The organism is Enterocloster sp. 210928-DFI.2.20 (assembly GCF_020554465.1).
GTDB classification, from domain to species: Bacteria; Bacillota; Clostridia; order Lachnospirales; family Lachnospiraceae; genus Enterocloster; species Enterocloster bolteae.
On the sequence record NZ_JAJCHK010000001.1, the window covers coordinates 557,470 to 574,489 of the forward strand.

15 protein-coding genes are annotated in these 17,020 nt (G+C 48.8%); 14 read left to right on the forward strand and 1 reads right to left on the reverse strand.

Features of this window, described 5'->3' with window-relative positions; translation table 11 throughout:
• Positions 1 to 165 precede the first annotated feature (165 nt).
• The 14 genes from pfkB (at position 166) to bcp (ending at position 16,315) form a co-directional block, all read left to right on the forward strand.
• Positions 166 to 1,068 (forward strand): 1-phosphofructokinase, encoded by a 903-nt coding sequence (gene pfkB, locus LI015_RS02525; protein ID WP_002571890.1) that lies wholly within the window; start codon positions 166 to 168, stop codon positions 1,066 to 1,068.
• 21 nt (positions 1,069 to 1,089) lie between these two features.
• A complete protein-coding gene (locus LI015_RS02530) occupies positions 1,090 to 3,027 on the forward strand; it encodes a PTS fructose transporter subunit IIABC (RefSeq protein ID WP_227123997.1) in 1,938 nt (645 codons plus the stop codon).
• A 164-nt stretch (positions 3,028 to 3,191) separates the two neighbouring features.
• Positions 3,192 to 4,094 carry a helix-turn-helix transcriptional regulator gene (locus tag LI015_RS02535; protein ID WP_002565305.1) on the forward strand — a complete coding sequence of 301 codons (903 nt, stop codon included), beginning with the start codon at positions 3,192 to 3,194 and terminating at the stop codon, positions 4,092 to 4,094.
• Positions 4,095 to 4,281: 187 nt separating this feature from the next.
• Positions 4,282 to 5,679 (forward strand): ABC transporter substrate-binding protein, encoded by a 1,398-nt coding sequence (locus LI015_RS02540; protein WP_002565304.1) that lies wholly within the window; start codon positions 4,282 to 4,284, stop codon positions 5,677 to 5,679.
• 27 nt (positions 5,680 to 5,706) lie between these two features.
• Positions 5,707 to 6,600 carry a carbohydrate ABC transporter permease gene (locus tag LI015_RS02545; RefSeq protein ID WP_002565303.1) on the forward strand — a complete coding sequence of 298 codons (894 nt, stop codon included), beginning with the start codon at positions 5,707 to 5,709 and terminating at the stop codon, positions 6,598 to 6,600.
• Positions 6,593 to 7,435: a carbohydrate ABC transporter permease gene (locus LI015_RS02550; protein ID WP_227123998.1), complete on the forward strand. Its 843-nt coding sequence runs from the start codon at positions 6,593 to 6,595 to the stop codon at positions 7,433 to 7,435. The genes LI015_RS02545 and LI015_RS02550 overlap by 8 nt, the downstream gene beginning before the upstream one ends.
• Positions 7,436 to 7,499: 64 nt before the next feature.
• Positions 7,500 to 8,714 carry a D-galactonate dehydratase gene (locus LI015_RS02555; RefSeq protein WP_002565301.1) on the forward strand — a complete coding sequence of 405 codons (1,215 nt, stop codon included), beginning with the start codon at positions 7,500 to 7,502 and terminating at the stop codon, positions 8,712 to 8,714.
• 209 nt (positions 8,715 to 8,923) lie between these two features.
• Entirely contained in the window at positions 8,924 to 10,687 is a 1,764-nt protein-coding gene (locus LI015_RS02560) for a sensor histidine kinase (protein ID WP_227123999.1), read from the forward strand.
• The gene (locus LI015_RS02565; RefSeq protein WP_227124000.1) at positions 10,684 to 11,406 is read left to right on the forward strand and encodes a response regulator transcription factor; all 723 of its coding nucleotides are present in this window, start codon (positions 10,684 to 10,686) and stop codon (positions 11,404 to 11,406) included. Before LI015_RS02560 ends, LI015_RS02565 begins: the two co-directional genes overlap by 4 nt.
• Positions 11,407 to 11,615: 209 nt before the next feature.
• Positions 11,616 to 12,974: an ABC transporter substrate-binding protein gene (locus LI015_RS02570; protein WP_227124001.1), complete on the forward strand. Its 1,359-nt coding sequence runs from the start codon at positions 11,616 to 11,618 to the stop codon at positions 12,972 to 12,974.
• 80 nt (positions 12,975 to 13,054) lie between these two features.
• A complete protein-coding gene (locus tag LI015_RS02575) occupies positions 13,055 to 13,936 on the forward strand; it encodes a carbohydrate ABC transporter permease (protein ID WP_002578063.1) in 882 nt (293 codons plus the stop codon).
• 17 nt (positions 13,937 to 13,953) lie between these two features.
• On the forward strand, positions 13,954 to 14,805 hold the full coding sequence (locus tag LI015_RS02580) for a carbohydrate ABC transporter permease (protein WP_227124002.1): 852 nt from the start codon (positions 13,954 to 13,956) through the stop codon (positions 14,803 to 14,805).
• 53 nt (positions 14,806 to 14,858) lie between these two features.
• On the forward strand, positions 14,859 to 15,749 hold the full coding sequence (locus LI015_RS02585) for a nucleoside hydrolase (RefSeq protein WP_117626385.1): 891 nt from the start codon (positions 14,859 to 14,861) through the stop codon (positions 15,747 to 15,749).
• 98 nt (positions 15,750 to 15,847) lie between these two features.
• The gene (gene bcp / locus LI015_RS02590; protein ID WP_227124003.1) at positions 15,848 to 16,315 is read left to right on the forward strand and encodes a thioredoxin-dependent thiol peroxidase; all 468 of its coding nucleotides are present in this window, start codon (positions 15,848 to 15,850) and stop codon (positions 16,313 to 16,315) included.
• A gap of 57 nt (positions 16,316 to 16,372) precedes the next feature.
• On the opposite strand, the gene LI015_RS02595 is transcribed toward bcp, so the two are convergent.
• Positions 16,373 to 17,011, reverse strand: a complete 639-nt coding sequence (locus tag LI015_RS02595) for a sce7726 family protein (protein WP_227124004.1) — start codon at positions 17,009 to 17,011, stop codon at positions 16,373 to 16,375.
• Between the last annotated feature and the right edge of the window lie 9 nt (positions 17,012 to 17,020).

The following is a 17,020-nucleotide window of genomic DNA, read 5'->3' on the forward strand; positions in this document are numbered from 1 at the left end:
AAACAGACGGCTTTTTACGGAAACAGGCCGTCTGTTTGTATATTGCGACAAAAAAATGTATGAAACAAATTTTCTTATAAAATACTATTGACGAAAATATAGCATCGTATTATGATAGAGACAACATAAGAAATAAAATTTCATAAAAAGGAGGTGCGGAGATATATGATTTACACGGTAACATTTAATCCGGCACTGGACTATGTGGTTAAAGTAGAACATTTTGCATTGGGAAGTGTAAACCGGACCATCAGGGAAAACATCTTTTACGGAGGCAAGGGCATCAATGTTTCAGCGCTTTTGGCAAACCTGGGATACAGGAGTACGGCTCTGGGATTCATTGCCGGTTTTACGGGCCGGGAGATAGAGCGGGGAGTCAGGAGCCTGGGATTTGATTCAGATTTTATCCAGGTGGAGAAGGGCATGTCCCGTATTAATGTAAAGCTGAAGTCCGACCAGGAAAGTGAGATCAACGGCATGGGACCGGAGATTACAGCCGGCGATGTGGACCAGCTTTTTGAGAAGCTTTCCTATCTAAAAAAGGAGGATGTGCTGGTCCTTTCCGGAAGCATACCGGCTGCCATTGACAGTGACATCTACCAGAGAATCATGGAACGCCTGGACGGCAGGGGAATCCGCATGGTAGTGGATGCGGAGAAGGATTTGCTCCTGAAGGTTTTAAAGTACCGTCCGTTCCTCATTAAACCCAATAATCATGAGCTGGGACAGATGTTTGGGCTGGAGCTTGAGACAGAGGAGGAAATCATTCTCCATGCCAGGAAGCTTAAGGAACAGGGAGCGGTGAATGTGCTGGTATCCATGGCAGGAAACGGAGCCATACTGGTAGCAGAGGACGGCAGTGTACACCGCCGGCAGGCTGCCAGGGGAACGGTAAAGAATTCTGTTGGGGCAGGGGATTCCATGGTGGCAGGATTCATAGCCGGATACCTGGAAAAAGGGGATTATGCATACGCTTTGAAGCTGGGAACAGCCTGCGGCGGCGCGACGGCATTTTCCGACGGAATTGGAACAAAAGATGAAATTATGAGACTCTTAAACACACTTTAACCGGTTAGGAGGGGCGCATTTATGCGGATTACAGAGTTATTAAAAAAAGAGAGTATTGAACTGGGCGTAAAGGTTTCAGATAAGGAGGAGGCCGTGGACAGGCTGGTATCCCTGATGGATGCCGGAGGAAGGCTTAAGGACACCGCCGGATATAAGGAGGGCATACTGGCAAGAGAAGCCCTGGGCAGCACGGCCATCGGTGAGGGAATTGCCATTCCGCACGCAAAGGTAGAGGCGGTAAAGGAGCCCGGACTGGCGGCCATGGTGGTTCCAGAGGGCGTTGATTACGACGCGTTTGACGGCTCCCTGGCCAACCTTCTGTTTATGATTGCGGCGCCTGCTGAGGGAGCAGACGTACACCTGGAGGCATTATCCCGCCTGTCAACCCTGCTTATGAATCCCGGATTCAAGGAAGGGCTTATGGGGGCAGCGGATAAGGATGAATTTTTACGCATCATAGATGAGGCAGAGACAGAGCGTTTTGGAGCGCCTGAGGGAGAGGCGGCCAAGGATGCAAAGGCGGATGCAGAAGCAGGCGCCTCCTCCGGTTACCGTGTTCTGGCGGTTACGGCCTGTCCCACCGGCATTGCCCACACCTACATGGCGGCTGAGAACCTGGAGAATACGGGAAAGAAGCTGGGAATTGCCCTGAAAGCTGAGACCGACGGTTCCGGCGGAGCCCAGAATGTGCTCACAAGGGAAGAAATTGCAGCGGCGGATGCCATTATCATTGCAGCGGATAAGAACGTGGAGATGGCCAGATTTGACGGAAAGCCTGTTATCATGGTCCCTGTGGCCGACGGCATCCACAAGGCCGAGGAACTGATCAAACGGGCTGTGGACGGCACGGTGCCGGTATACCATCACACAGGAGCCGCGGGAGGAGAGTCCGTGTCGGAAGGCAATGACAGCATTGGGAGGACCATATACAAGCACCTGATGAACGGCGTATCCCACATGCTTCCCTTTGTTATCGGCGGAGGTATCCTGATCGCCCTGGCATTCCTGTTTGACGATTATTCCATCAATCCGGCCAACTTCGGTAAGAATACGCCTCTGGCAGCCTATCTTAAGACCGTGGGCGAGCAGGCATTCGGAATGATGCTTCCTATCCTGGCCGGCTTCATCGCCATGAGTATCGCGGACCGTCCCGGCCTGGCAGTGGGCCTGGTGGCAGGACTGATTGCCAAGATGGGATCCACCTTTGCCAACCCGGCAGGCGGCGATGTGAACGCAGGATTTCTGGGCGCTCTGTTTGCAGGTTTTGTAGGCGGATATATTGTGGTGGGCTTAAGGAAGCTTTTCTCAAAGCTGCCAAAGTCGCTGGAAGGCATCAAGCCGGTGCTTCTCTATCCGGTTATCGGTATCTTCCTGGCAGCAGTGGTAACCACATTCATCAACCCATATATGGGTATGATTAACGATGGCCTCACCCACTTCCTGAACGGAATGGGCGGCACCAGCCGGATTGTGCTGGGGATGGTATTAGGCGGCATGATGTCCATTGATATGGGCGGTCCGTTTAACAAGGCAGCGTATGTGTTCGGAACCGCACAGCTGGCAGAGGGCAACTTTGAGGTCATGGCCGCTGTCATGGCAGGCGGTATGGTGCCTCCTATTGCCATTGCCCTGTGCACCACTTTCTTTAAGAGCAAGTTTACGGAAAAGGAGCGCCAGTCCGGTATTGTCAATTATATAATGGGCCTGTCCTTTATCACAGAGGGAGCCATTCCCTTTGCGGCCCAGGATCCGCTGCGCGTGATTCCTTCCTGTATCATCGGTTCTGCGATTGCAGGAGGGCTTTCCATGGCATTTGGCTGCACCCTCAGGGCGCCTCATGGAGGTATCTTCGTCCTTCCCACCATTGGAAATCCCCTTATGTATCTGGCTGCGGTGGTTGCGGGAGCAGCGGCCGGATGCGTGATTCTGGGGATGCTTAAGAAAAACGCGGCGCAATAGAGGGATAACAAGATATGCGGTGCTGCAGATGACAGGGGAGTATTTGGTCATAACAATATAAGAGTATAAATAGCCGGGGAATGCTGAGGTTTATCAGTGGCATGCCAATAGGTGCGGGGAGCTGCGTTTTTGACATATAGAAGCAGGTATGTTATAGTTACCACATGGAGATTAAGATTAATGATTACTATGAGCCGGACCATTTCCGGGCAATCAGTGAGGATAATTATAATATTTCACGGACCTGTGAATATGAGAAGAACGAGATGCACCACATCCATAATACCAGTGAGATTCTCCTGGTGGAGGACGGGGCTGCGGACTACTATATCTCAGGCAGGAAGTACCATGTGGAGCCCTATGATATTCTGGTCATAGGTGCCATGGAACACCATCTGAGGCGGATTGACAGGCTGCCGTTTTCAAGATACGGCTTCACAGCCAAACCAACCTACTATAGAAGTATTATCTTGGACCATGACCTGCAGAAGGTATTTGGTACGCCCCCGCCGGATGTGTTTGTCCAAAATTATAAAAATGTGGACCGGGCGGTGTTTGGACATCTGATCGATATGCTGTGCTATTTAAAGGAGGAGGGCGAGGTGCATAAGCCCTTCCGTACCCAGATTCAGCGGACCATTATCACCCAGATAGCAGTGCTGCTGTTTCGAGTCTTCCGGTTTGAGCGGAGTGAGTCGGGTATCTCGCCTTCCAATGCCAGGATGCTGGAGATTAAGGAATACATTGATGTTCATTTTAATGAGGAGCTGAACCTGAATATGCTGGGTGAAAAATTTTTTCTTCACCCAACAACCATCAGCAAGGATTTCACCAAGTATTGCGGATACAACTTAAACAAGTACATCAATACGGTGAGGGTCTGCGAGGCTGCCAGTTTATTGGAAAATAGTAGTGATAGCGTGGCAGTGATAGCGGAGAGATGCGGTTATGACAGCGTAAACACATTTTTAAGGCAATTTAAATCAATTATGGACGTTTCTCCCCTTCAATACCGTAAATCTGCACATGAATGGTGGGAAACAAGCAGACGATGCAGAAGAAAGTAGCTGGTGATTTTTGTATACCAGCTGCTATTTTTATGCAGATTTTTGTCACAGGACAAAAAAATGGTGATTTTTGACTAAATAATAATCACATTCCTCATATCAGTTGTTGTATGATATTCCCATCAGAACAAACGATTACCGGCCGGTAATTAAGAGAGATTTATAACAATGAAATGGAGGAACTGACATGAAAAGAAGATTCTTATCAGCAATGCTTTCCGTAGTGATGGCGGCATCCCTTGTGACAGGATGCGCAGGCTCATCATCCGGCACGGCAGATACAAAGGCAGAGGAAGTAAAGGCAGGGGACACAAAGGATAATGGCGGTACCGGGACGGGAAATAAGGATACACAGGCCGCGTCCGGAGAACAGGTTACTTTGACCGTCATGGACGGATATGCGCCTGAGGATCCTCATGGCCAGTACATATATCAGTACGCAGAGGAATTTATGAAGGAAAATCCGGACATTAAGGTGGAAATCCAGGCCATTGCCTCCGGTGATATTTATACAAAGCTGGCAGCCATGGCAACCTCCCCGGATGACCTTCCCACCATGTTCTTCACATCTGCTGACCAGGTGCCCACCCTTTATGACCTGGGTTTGACAGAGGACCTTAACAACTGGATGGACAAGGAAGCTATTGACGGCCTGGCAAACGGCGTTATGGATGCCTGCACCATTGACGGGCAGATGACCTATTATCCGGTGGCCGTACAGCCGCAGGCCGTTATCTACCGGATGGATCGTTTTGAGGAAGCTGGGCTTAAAGTGCCTGCCACATGGGATGAGTTTGTGGACTGTGCAAAGGCGCTGACAAAGGATACGGACGGGGACGGACAGGTGGACCAGTGGGGATTCTCCATGGTAGGCTCCAATAATTCCTCAGGGCAGAGCCGTTTTATGTCCTATCTCTGGAGCAATGGATATGAGCTTGCTTACCAGGAGGATGGATCGGATGAGTGGAAGACAGATATTACCACAGACCCGGCATTCGTGGATGTATTTTCTAAGTGGACAGATATGAACAATGTGGAGGGTGTGGTTCCCACCGGTATAACAGAGGTGGATTATCCCACAGCGGCAAACTACTTTGCCATGGGCTATACCAGCATGTTCCTTACCGGACCAAATGCCCTGGGCGTTGCTTATGCCAACAATCCTGAGTTAAAAGGAAAGCTTGGTTCTTTTAAACTCCCCGGAGAGTATTCAGGCACTATGCTGGGAGCTGAGGGATATGCTATTACCGCCAAATCAACTGACGCAGAGAAGGCAGCTGCCGCCAAATACCTGGCATTCTTTACCTCCCACGATAAGGATATGAAGTTCTGGGAGTCCAGCGGCAAGATTCCGTCCACCACCGAAGGACAGAAGGTTTCCTATATAACAGGAGATGATTATGCAGGTTTCTTAAAGCAGATTGAGGACGGCTGCCGTCCGACCCTGGCTTTTGCGGGAATCAGCGGACTTAAGAGCGCCCTGGGCGATGCCTATGCAGCTGTATTCAGCAACGAGAAAACAAACGACCAGGCAGCGGAACAGCTGGTAAAGGATCTTGATCAGCTCCTGGAAGATTACAATTAATACAGGCAAAGAAAGGGTCATGATATCATGTCTAAGGTAAAAACAAAAGGAACCGCGGGTAAAATCAAATACCAGAATGACGGATACTTATTTGCATTCCCCATTGTATTCATGCTGGCAGCCCTTATTATATATCCCATGGCCTATGGCTTTTATATCAGCTTCTTCAATACTAACCTGGTGACTAAGTGGAAATTCGTAGGCTTCAAATACTATATAGAGGCGTTTACAGATCCGTCTTTCTATAAATCGGTGCTGCTTACGTTTGAGTTCATGATATTTGTGGTAATCGGGCATTTTGTCCTGGGTTTCATCCTGGCAACCTTGCTAAACAGGGAGTTCAGGGGAAGGACTGTATTCAGGGTCATTTTTATGCTCCCATGGCTTTTTCCGGAAGCTGTCATAGCCCTTTTGTTTACCTGGATCATGAATCCCATGTATGGTGTACTAAACGATATGCTGAAGTCACTGGGTATCATTTCAGCCAACATATCCTGGCTGGGCAGCAAGGAACTGGCGTTTCCGTCCGTGGTGTTCACTTGTATATGGAAGGGATTTCCTCTGGTCATGACCATGATACTGGCCGGACTCCAGAGCATCTCCAAGGACCTGTATGAGGCGGCGGTGATTGACGGGGCAAATAAGTGGGACAGCTTCCGCTACATCACCCTGCCTTCCCTAAAGCCTATTCTGACAACGGTGATTATCCTGGACAGCGTGTGGTGGTTCAAGCAGTATACCCAGGTCTTTACCATGACAGCGGGCGGGCCGGGCACAGCCACAAACCTGATCAGCCTGAGCATATACGGAACCGCATTCAATGACCTGAGATTCGGTAAAGGAGCAGCATGGGGAATCCTGGTTTTCATTATCTGTTATCTCATAAACTCTGTGTATAAGGTGGTGCTGAAGGATGAATAGAATGAAGTCGAAACGCAGAATGGAACAAGTACTCTGTTATGTGGTCCTGATTCTGCTGGCCCTTATGGTGCTGGTGCCTGTTCTCTGGATGATTTCCACTGCCTTCAAAACAGAGGCCCAGACCTACTCGCCTAAACCCCAGTGGATACCGGACCCAATCAGCCTGGAGTCCTTCCGCAAATTCTTCACTACCTACAATTTCGGAAGAATGACCCTTAACAGCCTGGTAACATGTATCTTTGCCATGATTATCTGTATTACATGTGCATGTCTGGCCGGCTACGGGGTGACCAGATTCCAGTTTAAGGGTAAAAAACAGCTGATGGATTTCCTTCTGGTAACCCAGATGTTTCCCAGCGTCATGCTGGTGGTACCGTTCTATGCGGTGCTTTCCAAATACCATATGACCAACAAGCTGATTGGGCTTATCATTGTATATGCAGCCACCAATGTGGCCTTCAGCACATGGATGCTGGTTTCCTACTTTAAGACAGTACCCATTGAGCTGGACGAGGCGGCCAGGGTGGACGGGGCATCCAGCTTCCGGATTTTTTGGAACATCATACTGCCCCTGATTGTGCCGGGCATTGCAGCAGTTGCCATATTTGTCCTGTTCAGCGGATGGAATGAGTATATGTACTCCTCAGTCCTGATTTCCAACGACCAGTTGAAGACATTGACCGTGGGCATCATTTCCCTGAATTCCCAGTACCAGATTAAATGGAATGACCTGATGGCTGCTTCCACTGTGTCCAGCCTGCCGCTGGTGGTTCTCTTTATATGCTTCCAGAAGTATTTTATTGCAGGCATGACAGGCGGGGCAGTTAAGAGCTGATACTGTATGGGCGGAGGTTACATAATACGGGGATATATATTATAAAAAACAGGAGAATTAGAACATGGATAACATAACAATTCGGGATATAAAAGTATTTGTGACAGCGCCAAGGGGAATTAATCTGGTCATTGTCAAGGTAGAGACATCGGAACCCGAACTCTTTGGATACGGATGCGCTACCTTTACATGGAGGCACAAGGCTGTGGTTACAGCCATCGAGGAATATCTCTGCCCTATGTTAAAGGGAAGGAGCGTACATAATATAGAGGATATCTGGCAGACCATGATGGGAAGCTCTTACTGGCGCAATGGTCCAATCCTCAACAATGCAATATCAGGAGTAGATGAGGCCCTGTGGGACATCAAGGGAAAGCTGGCCGGTATGCCGCTCTACAGCCTGCTTGGCGGAAAGGCCAGGGAAGGCGTGACGGTTTACCGCCATGCAGACGGAGGATGCCTGGAAGAGGTAAAAGAGTGCATCAGCCGATATATTGAGGAAGGATACCGGCACATCCGCTGTCATATGGGGACCTACGGCGGGAACTTCGACGGCAGGCGCCAGCAGATGGTGAAACCGGAGGGGGCACCGGAAGGCGCGTATTTCCATCCGAAAATGTATATGGACAGTGTAATCCGCCTGTTTGAGCAGGTGAGGAAGGATTTTGGATGGGAGCTTGAGGTCATGCACGATGTTCATGAGCGGTTATCACTGGCAGACACCCTTGCTTTTACAAAGGAACTGGAACCATTTAAGCTGTTTTTCCTGGAGGATTCTCTGGCTCCTGACCAGGTAGGGTATTATAAGTATATGAGGGAGCAGACAGCTGTGCCCTTTGCCATGGGAGAGCTGTTTACCAATCCGGCTGAGTGGAAAACCATTATCCAAAACCAGTGGATTGATTTCATAAGGGTGCACTTAAGCGATATAGGAGGTATAACCCCTGCTGTAAAGCTGGCTCATTTCTGCGATGCATACGGCGTGCGGACCGCATGGCACGGTCCCAATGATCTGTCACCGATTGGAATGTGCGCGCAGATGCATCTGGACCTGAACAGCCATAACTTTGGAATACAGGAGTTCTCCGGTTTTACCCAGGAGGAAGAGGCTGTATTCCCGGGCTGCCCGAAAATCAGGGATGGGTACGCATATGTGGACGACACACCAGGCATTGGTGTTGGCTTTGATGAGAAGGAAGCCGCCAAATATCCGGCAGTGGATATGGATCACAGCTGGCTGTTTGCAAGACTGCCTGACGGGACGGCTGTAAGGCCATAGGACGGACAAAGGAGACTGCGAAACAGTGCGGATGCAGTGCAGTCCGCTTTTATATGTTGAATGGTAAAAATAAACAGGACGCGGTTCTGGCGGTAAGCCAGGACCGTTTTTTTGTCCAAAAGCCGGTACATCATATCCCCCCTCGGGATTTGTAATCCCAAAATATCCATGATATGATAGAAAAAATATGGTCACAGGGGGGACAGGGCGTGAAACAGTTATCATTCCGTGCAAAAATCATGATTGTATTCATAACCATCGGGATTCTTCAGGGCGGTATCATGGGCTATTTTGCCTACAGCCATGCAAGGAGCCTTATTTTTAATAACAAGAAAAATGAGATGGAGAATATGCTGGAGAAAATCAATATCAGTGTCACGGATAAGGTTTCCTACATGACACAGCTGGGACAGAGTACGGCCACCAGCCAGATTGTGCGGAATAATATCCACAGCGGTGAGGACTACCTTCAGGTGGGGCGCAGCAAGCGCAATATAGCCGAGTATTTTTCCTCCCTTGTTCTTTCGTTTGAACCGCTGAATAATATCATGATTATCGACCGTTCCAATATCCTGTACAGCACCTATGATTATTACAGGCTGCAGGATTTTGACCTGGTGTCTTCCAAGTACTACGAGGCGGCTTCAGAGCACGGAGGCCAGCCGGTATGGCTTGGACTTCAGGACAACCTGCTTTTTTATATGGAGGGAATCACCGGACCGGAAAAGGTCCTTACCATGGTGGAACCCATTACGGATTTTTACAATCAGGAGGTGATTGCCGTACTGATCATGGATTTGAACCCGGATACATTTCTGGACATCCTGCATACGGAGAATGCCTCATTTCCCCATCAGATGACCTTTATGCTGGACCAGAACCAAAGACTGATTGCAGGGGATGAAAAGACGGTTTCCCAGGTCATAGACGCGGTATGCGCCATGGAGAACCGGGGCGGGGAATCAAAGGAACTGATGGTGGGACAGGAGCGTATGGCGCTGTCAGTTATTGAAAATGAGGCAACCGGGTGGAAGATTTATACCATGGTGCCGTATTCTGATATCTCAGCCCAGGTGCAGAGCCTGAACCACTCCATCCTGCTCAGCATCATTCTGTGCAACCTGCTGATTCTGGTCTGCCTTCTGGTAGTGTCGCTGGCCATCACGGCCCCGGTGAAGAAGCTGATTGAAGCCATGAGGGAGGTGCAGCAGGGAAATTTTGATTACCGCATAGACAATAAGCGCTCGGATGAAATGGGCCGTCTCATGGAGACATTCAACTACATGGTTTTCAAAATTGACATGCTTATAAAGGAGGTCTATCAGGAAAAACTGGCCCAGAAAAATGCGGAGCTGGAAGCCCTGCAGTCACAGATTAATCCCCATTTTTTGTATAATACCCTGGATACCATCAATTGGATGCTGCTGGAAAAAAAGGAATATGAAATAAGCGGTATCGTGGTGTCCCTGGGTGAGATGATGAAATATGCAATCAGCAGGTCCTCCAGGACCGTGGCCCTCAGGGAGGAAATCCGCCATGTATCAAACTATCTCCTGATTCAGAAGGAGCGGATGGAGGATAAACTGGAATATGAGATTGATATTCCGCACCAGTATGAATCTGTTCAGGTTCCCAGGCTGATTTTACAGCCTCTGGTGGAAAACGCCATTATCCATGGAATTGAAACAGGAGGAAAGGTGAGCATAAGGGTATATGAACGTGAGGAGGATGGGGGATGCTGGCTGGAGGTCAGCGATAACGGGGCTGGCATGGATGAAGAACAATTGAAGCGGCTGCGGGATGGTACCACAGAAATGCGGATGGACCACAGAAGCATAGGTGTGGAAAATGTAAATAAAAGAATCCGGCTGTACTATGGGGAAGAGTTTGGGCTTACGATAGAGAGCCGGTTGGGCGAAGGAACGGTCATCCGTTTCTGCATACCCGGCATTCATAGGGAGGGAATGACATGAGAGCGATTGTTGTGGACGATGAACCGAAAATAAGAAACGGACTGTGCAGGCTGGTCGAAGGGCTGGAAGAATGGACCGTGGCCGGTAGCTTTGAGGAGGCCGCAGCCGCCATGGAATATCTGAAGGGCGGGCAGGCGGATGTAATTATCACCGATATTAAGATGCCCCGCATGTCGGGTCTGGATTTGATATATAAGATAAGGGCGGTTAATGCTGAGGTGGATGTAATCATAGTAAGCGGATACACTAACTTTTCCTATGCCCAGCGTGCCATAGAGCTGGGAGTGACCAGATATCTGACAAAACCTACCAATCCTTTGGAGTTAATAGATACGCTCAGGCAGATTGAGAAAAAACTGGGCCGGACCCTGAAAACAGGTCCGGCCAGGGACAAGCAGCCGGGAAATCAGCTTATCGCGAAGGCACAGGAGTATATTGCCTCAAACTATAACCGGAAAATCACACTAAAGAATATGGCGGATGAACTGTATATCTCGCCCAATTATCTGTGCGAACTGTTTAAACGACACACCAATAAGAATCTGACGGATTATATTTCGGCGTATCGGATTGACAGAGCCAAGGAACTGCTTTTGGATATCCGATACAGGGTAAATGATGTGGCGTATATGGTGGGATTTTCTGATTCCCAGTATTTCAGCAATCTGTTTAAGAAAAGGGTGGGAATGACACCTACGGAATACAGGAATAAAGGGTAGAATTGTACAGTGGGATTGGGAGTAAACAGGGAGATAGTAAAATATTACACAAAATCATAATTTGGCCTGGTTGTTGTGAATGACAAAATATATATAATGAATATATAAAGTCAAAATAAATTATGCATAATTTATAAAAAAGAACAATGACGTATTTTGCAGCAGTGTGTGATAAACAGAAGGATCAGCAATGACTAGGGGGACATATTATGAAGTTTAAACAGTTAGCAGCGGTTGGATTAGTAACAGCTATGGTTTTTTCGACGGCGGGGTGTTCTTCAAAGAGCCAGCAGACAGAAAGCAGCGCTGCCCAGGCGGAAAAGACGTCGGAGAACAGCCAGGAAAAGGCGCAGGGCGGGGAACCTGTGGAAATCGTATATCTGAATTCCCATGCAGATGTGTGGGAGGGGGATGTGGGTAAGGAGATTATACAGAAGTTTGAGGAATCCCATCCCGGAATCAAGGTAAAGACAGAATCATATCCCTTTGACCAGATGATCGAGATGGTTGAAGTAAAGATGAAATCTAAGTTAAGCGACTTTGATGTGCTGAATGTGGATGCGCCTCTTGTGACCTCCTATTCGGTAAGGGGATATCTGGAGCCTTTTGAGAACTACATGAGCAGGGATGAACTGGATAAGGTTTTTACCCAGACAGGACTCAATGCAGCTGCTTATGACGGAAAAGTTATGACAGCGCCCAAAAGGGAGTCCGGCATGATTATGGTATATAATAAGGACATTCTGGACGAAAACAATATTCCGTATCCCGCCTATGAGACAGATAAGCGCATGACCTGGGAGGAGTGTCTGGATATCTGCCGGCAGGTTACAAAGGTGGAAAACGGTTCCACCACATGCTGGGGCATAATCGGGGACCAGATTAACCGCGTATGGAATGTAATGCCTTTGGCTAATTCCCTTGGAGCTGCCTGGCTCAGCGAAGATGGCCTGACAGCCACCGGATATCTGAACTCAGAGGCCAGTGTAAAAGCCATGACCTTTTACCAGGACCTGTTTAATAAATACGGGGTTTCCCCTAAGGGAGTGAACACCAATGAGGCCAGGGAAATGTTCGAGACAGGAAAGGTGGCATTTACATGGGGAGACCCGGTATGCTACGCCAGAGCCAAGGGAAAGGGAATCAATGTAGGTGTGTGTCCGGTGCCTTATTTTGAGGGCGGCGTGCCCGCAGTGGGGTGCGACTCCTGGCACATAGGCATCAATGCCAATTCAAAACACAAGGAAGAGGCGGCTGAATTCATCAAGTATATTACCGTGGGAGAGGGGAGCGGCATATTCCTGGACAGCCAGAATAATATCGGGGCTAATATGGAACGGATTGCCCGGATTACGGATGCTTCTGCCCCGGACCATGAAGTGTACGCCCTGCTGGCCAGCGATTTGGAGAATTATTCTGTATCAAGGCCAAAGACTCCCGGATACAACGAGTGGTCGGATGTGGTAAATGCAGCCATTGAGGATATAAGAAACGGAGCAGATGTAAAGACCACTCTGGATACATCCGCGGCCAGGATCGATGATATCCTGAAAAAGTACACAAAGTAGCTAAAACGGCATAAGTTGACGTTGGAAGAACGTATCCGGCCTAACGGATACGTTCTCCTTAAATAGGAGGAGGTCGGCCCATGGAGCCAGCAAAACTTAAAAAACGGCCCGGAGCATGGGAACCCTATCTGTTTCTTGCACCGGCAATGCTCCTGCTTTTCATCTTTAAGATTTACCCCATCATCATATCCTTTGCCGGAAGTTTTTTTGCGGAATCCTTTCTGCGGGGGGAAACGTATTTTGCGGGCCTGGATAATTACACAGCGCTGTTTACAGACCCCACCTTCTATAAAACGCTGAAGGTGACCCTTATTTTCAATCTCATTACCACGCCCCTGCAGATTCTGATTTCTCTGCTGCTGGCATTGTCGGTGCGCGTACCGGGCAGGGCTAACAGCGCGTTCCGGTCTGTATTCATGATGCCCATAGCCATAGCTCTTTCTTCCGGTTGTATGATATGGAATATATTACTGAATCCCAATCAGGGCGTGGTCAACAGCATACTCATGATGTTCGGAATGCCGGCCCAGCCCTTTTTTACCAGCCCGAAACAGTCCATGATGTCAGTCATCCTTATCTGTATCTGGAAGGGCTGCGGTTACTGGATGCTTTATCTTTTGTCCGGCATTCAGGAGGTATCCGAATCCCTGATTGAATCAGCCAGAATCGACGGGGCCAATGGATTCAGGACAGTGTGGGATATTATACTGCCACTGATACGGCGGTCCATGATGTTTGTATTTGTCTCTAACACGGTGGCAAACCTGCTGATGTTTGTTCCCATGTACATGATCACCCTGGGAGGCCCTGAGATGTCCACAAACCTGATGATGTATGAGGCGTATAAATCAGGATTTATCTATGCAGACTTCGGGCGTTCCTATGCCATTGTGACTTTGATTCTTCTGGTGTCATTTGCAGTGGTCATGGTAGAGATGAAAGTTCTGAAGCCAAAGCATTAAGAAAGAGGAGGAAAAATATGAAAAAGCGGACTGTCAAACATGTTCTGTTTGGAACCGTACAGTATGGGCTGATGCTGTTTTATGCCGTATTTCTTGTGCTGCCGGTATTTTTCTCTTTTATGTCGTCTATCAGGCCCAGTGAGGAGATATTTAAATATGCTTCGCCCTTCTCGCTGTCCACCTTTATCCCCAGACAGATATCCCTGGAATCCTTCCGGAGTCTGTTTGTTGATTATGAGTTCATGAAGCCGCTTGTTAATACAGTGGTGGTGTGCGCGGTAACCGTTGTCCTGGGGCTGGCCCTCAATGCGCTGGCAGGGTTTGCATTTGCAAAATTCAGGTTCATGGGCAAGCATGTGCTGTTTCTTATGGTTATACTTACCATGATGATACCCTTTGAGGCCATTGCCATACCGCTTTATTCCCTGTGCCATCAGCTTAACATGCTGAACACCAAGAGCGCGCTTATCCTTCCGGCTGTTGCCAACGGTACATATATCTTTTTATTTAAAAATGCATTTGAGGAAATACCGGACAGCCTGGCTGAGTCGGCCCGGATAGACGGAGCCAGCTGGCTGGCTGTGTTTACGAAAATCTATATTCCATTGACCAAGCCGATTATGGTGAGCGCGGGCCTGCTTATATTTTTCTATCAATGGCAGTCCTTTGTATGGCCTCTGATTGCTGCCAATGCCCCGGAGGTACGGGTTGTACAGGTGGCTTTGTCTGTATTCCAGCAGGAAAACGGAACTCTGTGGGGGGAGATATTTGCAGCTTCCGTGGTCACCACGGTGCTGCCGTTAATGTTCTTCTTTCCGCTGCAGAAATATTATAAAATGGGAATCAGTACATCGGGTATGAAGGAATGAAACGATTGTAATAAATAGGCGCTGTGTGGACTGTTATGAAAAAGGAGGAGAATATGGATAAGATTAAGATAATCATTGACACGGATATAGGAGACGATGCAGATGACGCCCTGGCTATCTGTCTGGCCCTTAAATCGGAAGAACTGGAAGTTATGGGTATCACCACAGTATTTCGGAACACGGCGGCCAGGGCGCAGATTGCGGTAAGGCTTCTGCAGCTCATGGGCAGGACCGACATACCGGTGTACGCAGGGATAGGGCATCCGCTGGTGGCAGAGGCGGATGTGGAAACGGTGCCTATACAGCTTCTGGCAGGAATGGAAGAGCTGGAGTACCGGAAGGACATGGATGGGGTGGAATATCTGCGCAGGAGCCTGTCTGCGTCACAGGGGGACATAACCCTGGTCACCATAGGTCCGCTGACCAATGTGGGGGTCCTGCTTTGCAAGTACCCGGAGGTTAAGGGGAAAATCAAGGAAATCGTGATGATGGGCGGCGCATACTATATGCATTACAATGAGTGGAACATTCTCTGCGACCCTGAAGCAGCCCATATCGTCTATTCCTCCGGTGTACCCATCCGGGCCATAGGATTGGATGTGACCACCAGATGCCAGGTGAATGACCAATTGGTAACCATGTTCCGAAACAGCAAAAAACCGGAAGTGGAGCTGCTGGCAGACCTGCTCACATGCTATTACGAGAACCGGGGACGCCACACCTTCCTGCACGACCCCATGGCTGTTTTTGCGGTGTACGATAAAGACATCATAACCTATCAGGGGGAAGACATCCATGTGGAGCTTCACGGACAGCATACCAGAGGAACCACCTTTAATACATGGAAGATAGGGGTGGGGAACAGCAGACAGAATGTGCAGTGTGCAAAGGATATAAAGGCTGAGGAATTTGTACGCAGATTCAAGGAAATCATAATGCGTTAGAGGAGTCCTTGACAAGCACGGATACCTGCAATAATATAATCTCATAGGCCAGTGCGCGTTCTGTGAGCCTGGCCAATTGCTTAAGGAGGATACGGGACATGTTAAGTGCAGGGATAAAGGCACCGGATTTCACATTAAAAGATAAGGACGGAAAGGAAGTTAAACTGTCTTCTTTTCTTGGCCACAAGGTGGTATTGTATTTCTATCCAAAGGATAACACGCCCGGATGCACCAGGGAGGCATGTGCCTTTGCAGGCGCGTACATTGGATTTAAACAGAGGAACGTGGAGGTCATAGGCGTCAGCAGGGACAGTGAGAAGTCCCATGCCAACTTCGCCGCCAAGCATGAACTTCCCTTCATCCTTCTGTCCGATCCGGAGCTTACTGCCATCCAGGCATACGATGTGTGGAAGGAGAAAAAGCTTTACGGCAAGGTTTCCATGGGAGTGGTGAGAAGTACCTATGTAATAGATGAGAATGGCGTCATCGAGAAGGTGTTTGAAAAAGCAAAGCCGGATACCAATGCCCAGGAGATACTGGATTATCTGGATGGTAAGGCGGAATAGAAAAGCGGAACAGGTAATATAGACCAATAAAATGCGGATCAGGAAAAGGCAGGCGTATCATGAACGTCTGCCTTTTCGGGTGCGCCCGGCGCGCCCTTTCCTGGTGCCAGCGGTCCGGGTCTTTTTAAATTCCTGTATCACATGTTCAATTTCGTTATAATCCCGTTCAAACAGGGCGTCGCTTATCTGCTTTGACAGTATTTCTTCAGGTATCTTTTCTGCGATTTTATCAATGACGAATTGCTTGCTCTTTTCCTTGTATTTAGGCATATCGTTCAATTCCTGGATATGGGCCAGCTCCGGCCGCCAGAGGATACTGAGCTTTTTCCTGAGATTTACCCCGGGATTTGGCCTGGCCTCCCTGAGAAGATAAAAGTCCGCCTGTCCGGCCACCTGCTCCACGGTGATGATTCCCCACCATTCAGGGACATGTTCTTCGATGTGCAGGGCATGGCTGGAGCCGGCCGCCACATAATTCCTGTCGTAAAACTGGTCATAGTCTTTTACCTGGCGTTTCAGACGGGCATAGGTGTCGGCGTCACTCTTAATTTCGATACCTGCCACCAGATCCGGCAGAACCATGACGATATCCGCCCTGGATTTTCCTATCTGTTTTTCTTCCAGAATACGTATTTTTCCGTACATCTCCTCCAGAAAATCAAAGAGAGGCTCCCGTATATCCTTATCGTAGAGCATGGCTTCACA